Below are 5,895 nucleotides of genomic sequence, written 5' to 3'. Positions count from 1 at the left end.
AACGTTTGTAGCGGCAAAGTTGTAATGTCCGGTTTTAGCAAAGTTGAAATGTCCGCCCGAGTGGCTCCCTTCATGGTAGTCAGCCTGCCCGGTTGAACACGATGGAGACGCCAGAGGATGGCTAGATCCAAGGTCATTACAGTCAGCATGCAGGAGTTAAACAGGCACAAGACCGTCCAGGCGGTCGTGGATGGTCAGTTGCGGCCAGGCGTGGCCGCCGAACGGTTGCAGATCACCGACCGGCAGTTACGGCGATTGCTGGAGCGCTATCGGCAGGAAGGACCGTCTGGGCTGGTTTCGCGCAAACGTGGCCGGCCAGCCAACAACCGCCTATCGGCCGATCGTGAAGCTGCGCGAGCGTTATGGGCTGACGCTGTCCAAGGAAACGATTCGCCGGCTGATGACGGTGGCCGGACTGTGGGTGCCTCGCAAACAGCGGCCACAAAAAGTCTACCAGCCACGCAACCGTCGCGCGTGCCTCGGTGAACTGATCCAGATCGACGGCTGCGATCACCGCTGGTTCGAGGATCGCGCGCCGGCCTGCACGCTGCTGGTCTATGTCGACGACGCCACCAGCCGGATTATGGAACTGCGCTTCACGCATTCGGAGGCCACCTTCACATACTTTGCGGCGACGCGGGCCTACCTGGAGCGCCACGGCAAGCCGGTGGCGTTCTACAGCGACAAGGCGAGCGTGTTTCGGGTCAACAAACAAGGGGCGACCAGCGGCGACGGCCACACCCAGTTTGCTCGGGCCTTGTTCGAGCTGAACATTGACGGCATTTGCGCCAACAGCAGCCAAGCCAAGGGCCGCGTCGAACGGACCCACCTGACGTTGCAGGATCGCCTGGTCAAGGAACTGCGCCTGCGCGGCATCAGCACCATGGAGGCCGCCAACGTCTTTATGTCGGAATTCATTGCGGATTACAACGCGCGCTTTGCCAAGGTGCCGCGCAACAACCACAACTCCCATCGGCCGCTGCGACCGGATGAGAACCTGGATCTGATCTTTGCGTGGCGTGAGCCACGCTGCGTGTCCAAGAGCCTGACGATCCAGTACGACAAGATGCTTTACCTGCTGGCGGACACGCCGGAGCGCCGCAAGCTAGCCAGTCGCTACATTGATGTCTATCACTACCCGGATGGCAGGATCGAGCCGCGGGCGAATGGCGCCGCCCTGCCCTACACCACCTATGATCGGCTGTCGGAAGTGGATCAGGGCGAGATCGTGGATAACAAGCGCCTGGGACATGTGCTGCAGTTGGCGCAATACGTGCAGGAGAAGCGCGACAACACACGGTCGCTCTCTGTGCCAGGCACGGAGGGAGCTCCGCGCAAGCGTGGACGGCCGCCTGGCAAGAAGTCGCAGCGGTCGCTGGGCCAGAACGATATGTTGAAAGCGTTGCAAAGGCTGCAGGAGCAGCCGTGGCCGCTTAACGGAACGGAGTACTAATTCAGCTTGCGCTGGCAGTTCAACGGGGCTCAGGCAGCATAGCCTGGGCTCAGTCACGTCAGGTCAGCACCACCGCCCTACGCTCACCCCAATAGCTGATCAGCCGGACATTTCAACTTAGCCGGAGACCGGACATTTCAATTTAGCTTTGACAACAGATGATTCAAATGTCCATTTATAGCCAGATTCAAATGTCCGAGTTGGTCCGGGTAACCTGTACGGCCTTGAGCCAGCCAGGGAGCCTCCATGCGACCGGACACGATCACCATGACGATGCGTCAATTGGACCGGCTCAAGGTCCTGCAAGCCTTGGCAGACGGTCACTTGAAGACAGGCATTGCGGCGGCTCGGCTGGGACTCAGCACACGGCAAACGTTGCGCTTGCTTCGTCGGTACCAGGTCGAAGGTGCGCGGGGCTTACAGAATCGCCGGCAAGGCGCCGCGGGTCATCGCCAGTTGCCGCCCGGGCTGGACTCCCGCGTGCGTGGCCTGATCCGCGACAGTTACGCCAACTTCGGCCCGACCCTGGCCGCCGAGAAGCTGCGTGAGCGCCATGGCATCGACCTGGCCACCGAGACGGTTCGCCGGATCATGATCGCGGACAAATGAACCCCACTCCTGCTGCGGCGGCTCAGGTGATTAACAGCCGTCTGAGCGATGACCGCAGAAGCGGTGCCCGACAGCGCGCCGGCCAGGTAACGGCCATTGCCGTTACCGTTGACACGGGAACCCAGCACCGCGCCAACAACAGCTCCGAGAACGCCCGGCACAACGGTGTTCGCAGACATCATGCCGCCGCTCTCCGCAATCGTGACTGGGCGGACCCGGACGACCGTGACAGCTCCGGCAATATCCAGGCGCAGCGCTTCGAAACCCCCATAGGTATTCGGCGAAGTCGGCTGGGCGGCGCAGCAAGCGAAGTCGGCGCAGCAAAAGGAAAAGCAGGAGGAACCGCTTGAACATGTTGGCCTCAACGAAAAGCGGGCCAACATGCCCACGGGCATGAGGCCCGTATGGGAGAAAGGAGATGTCCGGCTATACAACCGGAAGAGTCGGTGCGTCTCAGACGCGGTAGGTCCAGTAATGCTAGCAGGGTCAGCCGCGATTGTGGAGAGGGCTGATTAGATTGCCACCTCCGATAGGTCAACGAGTTGCCAACACCAGCTTTCGCCAAGGGAATAGAGTTGCAGCAACTCGCCGTCCACAAGTTGCGCTGCCGCATGAAACCATTCTGTCTCTCCTCCCTCTTCGAACAGGAAGGCTTGCCGAGCCTCAACGTACACGAGGCTCGGCATCACTGCACAGAGATTGCAGGCGTCCTGGCTGGTAAACATCGGGACAGCAAAGCCGTTCCACATGGTTCCGTTCCAATACGCCCACACGAAGGCATGGTCTGGCAGCCAGCTGCCCGTCACGCAAACGCGACGCCATGCGCGTTCCGTACCGCTTTGTTTAGGGAATTCTGTCATAGTGTGCTCCAAAGAGAGAAAGCGGTCTTTTGAGGACATCCTTTGCGGCCGCCGGCGGCATTCGCTAGACGTCTGAGGACCTGAGCCTCCAGGGCAGCAGAGGCTCGTAGTCGTCGGCAATCCGTGCGTGTGGCAACGCCTTGAACAAGGCAACGAGATACTGAAATACTGGTACGGATCTATGTCGTTGGCCTTGCAGGTTTTTCACCAGCGAGTAAAGACTTGCATTGGCGTTGGTGCCTGCCACGGTGTCACAGAAGCGGAAGTTTCTCCGTCCTATCAAGAATGGCCTAATCGCGTTCTCGGAGGGATTGGTTGAGATCGGCCAAGTGGTGCGTAACAATCGGTCATCGACACCCCACCAGGCTTGATGCTGGCATAGAGAGCAGTGGCATGCTTCATCTCGCGAGTCGGACTATAGGCAAACAGCCTACCGGCGGCCCCGTCCCCTTCCTCCGCGCCCATAGGCAGCTCTTTCTCTGAGCGGGCCTGCCCGGCTCCATGAGTACCTGCACCACCGTCTCGTCACTGCACACGACGTCCGCTTCCAGCAGATAATCGCGCAACAGATTGATGATTGGCGGCACCGCTTGGCCCATGCGCACTACGCTTGCCACCAAGGTGCCGCGAGAGAGGTCCCCACCAAAGCGATGCAGCAGCGCTGCTTGGCGGTACAGCGGCTGGTCACTTGATACGTCGAGGTGGCCAGCGGAAAGCAGTCTCTTGGGAATAATGCGCGCCGGTGCCGGCGTCGTCTTGATGCCGCCGTCGCAACATGAACAGGCGTATGGCCCGCTGGTCTGGATCACGCGGACCCGCTGCGGCACGATGTCGCGCTGTTCGCTGAACTCGACGCCAATCTCGATCAGCGTCTGGCCATTGAGGGGGTAGACGCGTTCCGACTCGGGTAGTTCGTGATGAACCTCGACACGGGGTAGCGCCGGGGCATGCGGCTTGCGGCCACGCTTGGCTACTTCGGTCTCGGGCGTACCTTCTTCTTCCTGCGCTGGCTGCGCAGCCGCCATGGCTTTGGACTCATTGAGGAACAAGTCCTTCTGGTCCGAGGCTCGCGCCTCGCTCTTGGCAGCGAGGAGCTTACGCTGGAACGTCTTGAGCTGTTCCAAGAGCAGGTCTCGCTGGACCATCATCACATGCAACTCGCCCTTGATTGCCTCGCGTTCCGCGAGTATTGCCTCGAGCTCACGCTCGGCGTCGCGCAACAGTTGCAGCTCGGCGGCGGTAACGGTGGCGGGCGTGGATGACATGGCCGGTTAGACCGCTGCCACCAAACAGCGTTCACGCAGCGCGATGGTATTGAGTGCCGCTCTTTGCGGCAGGGAGGGCGACACACGGGCCTGCCCGGTGCGTGTAAAAGGCCGCGCCGTGCGGCACCATATATGCGCACAGGTGAAAGGCTGCCGTTGATTGGCGCCCCGGTCGTTTCTTGCGGGCCTTCGCCGGTGAAAAGCCCTACGAAACGATCCGCAAGGACGATACTTCATCTCGATGGGAGAACGCGAGCCAGAAGTTTCCAGCATTGCAGGTCCCGTGTTTGGCATCAACTGAACACTAACTGGCTCGCTGCATTTCTGGCCCGATTAGCCGCCTGACCCGCGACAAGCTGCACGAATATGTCGACCTGATGCTGGCTGCGGGAGTGACGCGAAATGGCTGTTTTTTATCCTAGGCTCTGTGAAGTTTTGCATCGAGATCCTTCGCGCGGTCTCCCTGACTGCGCGCTTCGCAGGCGGCTTTCAGGCTCTTCGTCTTCAGTGACCTCCTCTAAGCGGTGAGCCAATACGAGGATATTCTCCTCAACAACGATATGGACATCCTTAATGACCATGGATGCGAACCAGAAACAGACGGCAATGGGTTCGCCCGGGGCTCACAGAATGCACAGTGATAACAGCAAGCTGGATTGCTTCGCGGCCACGCCGCCTCTGTTCCAACTTGCTTTGTATACCAATACTTGGGTGCTGATCTGCGCCTTGGCAACAAGGTCGATGACTGCGCTATGAGCGTCAGGCTTAACAGTCACTAACAAAAACTGCTCAACGACTCGGGAACAGATGACGGCGCAGGCGAGCGTGAGCGGAACGGGATATCGAGACGCCGTTCAAAAACGAATGTTCGACTTGCCAAAAGCGGCAAGCAGTGCGTGCGTACGCAATACAACCGAGCGATGCTTGTCCGAGGATGTCGTCTTCTAGTCGGTGACTGGTGGACGGACCCGATCGTCAAAAGCAGTCTTGATGGTATTACTTCACCGTCATTGCTTAATAATGCACCCGCAAAGTTGAACTGGCGTCCAACTCTGGGATGACAGATTGAAGAAAGATTGCCATATTGATGGCATGAATCATCTTACTTTGTGTTTATAAATCAAAACCTCCCGATTCTTAGCTACAAATGCACGTGCCAAGCACCTTATCGTACTCGCATTGCTGCCCTGGGTGCTGGGGTTCGCATACTGGTTGAGCCGATGCATACACGGCGGTCCCGAGCAAAGTGATGGTCATTAGCGCGCCGAACACTGCCTTCTTGATGTTAGACATCATTACCTCCTTGAACGCTTGAAGTTAAAATGTTGAACCACAATCGCCAAGATTTGACGAATGCCGCGGAGGACAAACCTTGGGACCAGCCCATTCCAATATTTTCTGCTGGATGCCAAAATGACACCGAAATCGCCAAGTTCTATATTCATGACGACAGCAAAGGAATGGTGAGAGAAGTCTAGGCAATGTGGTATGTACGCGGCAAGGCAGAAAGAATGGCCAACTTCCGTGTGGTTGATCAAGATCAAGTCTGGCTACGTCATTGCTTGCAGCAGCGGTTTATAACAAAAGGCCGCAAGCTGATCGAACTGCAGCTTTTTAGGTCAGTGGAGCTACCCGGGAGCGGCGAGCAGTAGTTCAGTGCACTGTGGGGGGCTGCTCGTTGTAATGTTTAAAGGCATGGCCAGATTTC

Annotated in this window: 3 protein-coding genes and 2 pseudogenes; 2 read left to right on the top strand and 3 right to left on the bottom strand. The window is 58.4% G+C overall.

The window, feature by feature from the left end; translation table 11 throughout:
* Positions 1 to 117 precede the first annotated feature (117 nt).
* A pseudogene (locus CBM2588_RS30985) lies at positions 118 to 1,453 on the top strand (ISNCY family transposase).
* A 246-nt stretch (positions 1,454 to 1,699) separates the two neighbouring features.
* Positions 1,700 to 2,062: a helix-turn-helix domain-containing protein gene (locus CBM2588_RS30980; RefSeq protein ID WP_115684121.1), complete on the top strand. Its 363-nt coding sequence runs from the start codon at positions 1,700 to 1,702 to the stop codon at positions 2,060 to 2,062.
* Here the strand turns inward: CBM2588_RS30980 and CBM2588_RS31330 are convergent.
* The 3 genes and pseudogenes from CBM2588_RS31330 to CBM2588_RS30965 form a co-directional block, all read right to left on the bottom strand.
* The gene (locus tag CBM2588_RS31330; protein WP_231942384.1) at positions 1,957 to 2,241 is read right to left on the bottom strand and encodes a glycine zipper 2TM domain-containing protein; all 285 of its coding nucleotides are present in this window, start codon (positions 2,239 to 2,241) and stop codon (positions 1,957 to 1,959) included. The genes CBM2588_RS30980 and CBM2588_RS31330 overlap by 106 nt on opposite strands.
* A gap of 333 nt (positions 2,242 to 2,574) precedes the next feature.
* Positions 2,575 to 2,922 (bottom strand): hypothetical protein, encoded by a 348-nt coding sequence (locus tag CBM2588_RS30970; protein WP_197717987.1) that lies wholly within the window; start codon positions 2,920 to 2,922, stop codon positions 2,575 to 2,577.
* Between the two features lie 64 nt (positions 2,923 to 2,986).
* A pseudogene (locus tag CBM2588_RS30965) lies at positions 2,987 to 4,187 on the bottom strand (transposase).
* Positions 4,188 to 5,895 lie beyond the last annotated feature (1,708 nt).

Source organism: Cupriavidus taiwanensis (assembly GCF_900250075.1).
Classification (GTDB): domain Bacteria; phylum Pseudomonadota; class Gammaproteobacteria; order Burkholderiales; family Burkholderiaceae; genus Cupriavidus; species Cupriavidus taiwanensis_C.
The sequence above is the reverse complement of the archived record's forward strand: the minus strand, read 5'-3'. Positions and strand labels throughout refer to the sequence as shown.

Excerpts from the sequence above, each read along its gene's own strand:
- CBM2588_RS30980 (WP_115684121.1), top strand. The coding sequence starts at position 1,700 with ATGCGACCGGACACGATCACCATGACGATGCGTCAATTGGACCGGCTC.
- CBM2588_RS31330 (WP_231942384.1), bottom strand. The coding sequence starts at position 2,241 with ATGTCTGCGAACACCGTTGTGCCGGGCGTTCTCGGAGCTGTTGTTGGC.
- CBM2588_RS30970 (WP_197717987.1), bottom strand. The coding sequence starts at position 2,922 with ATGACAGAATTCCCTAAACAAAGCGGTACGGAACGCGCATGGCGTCGC.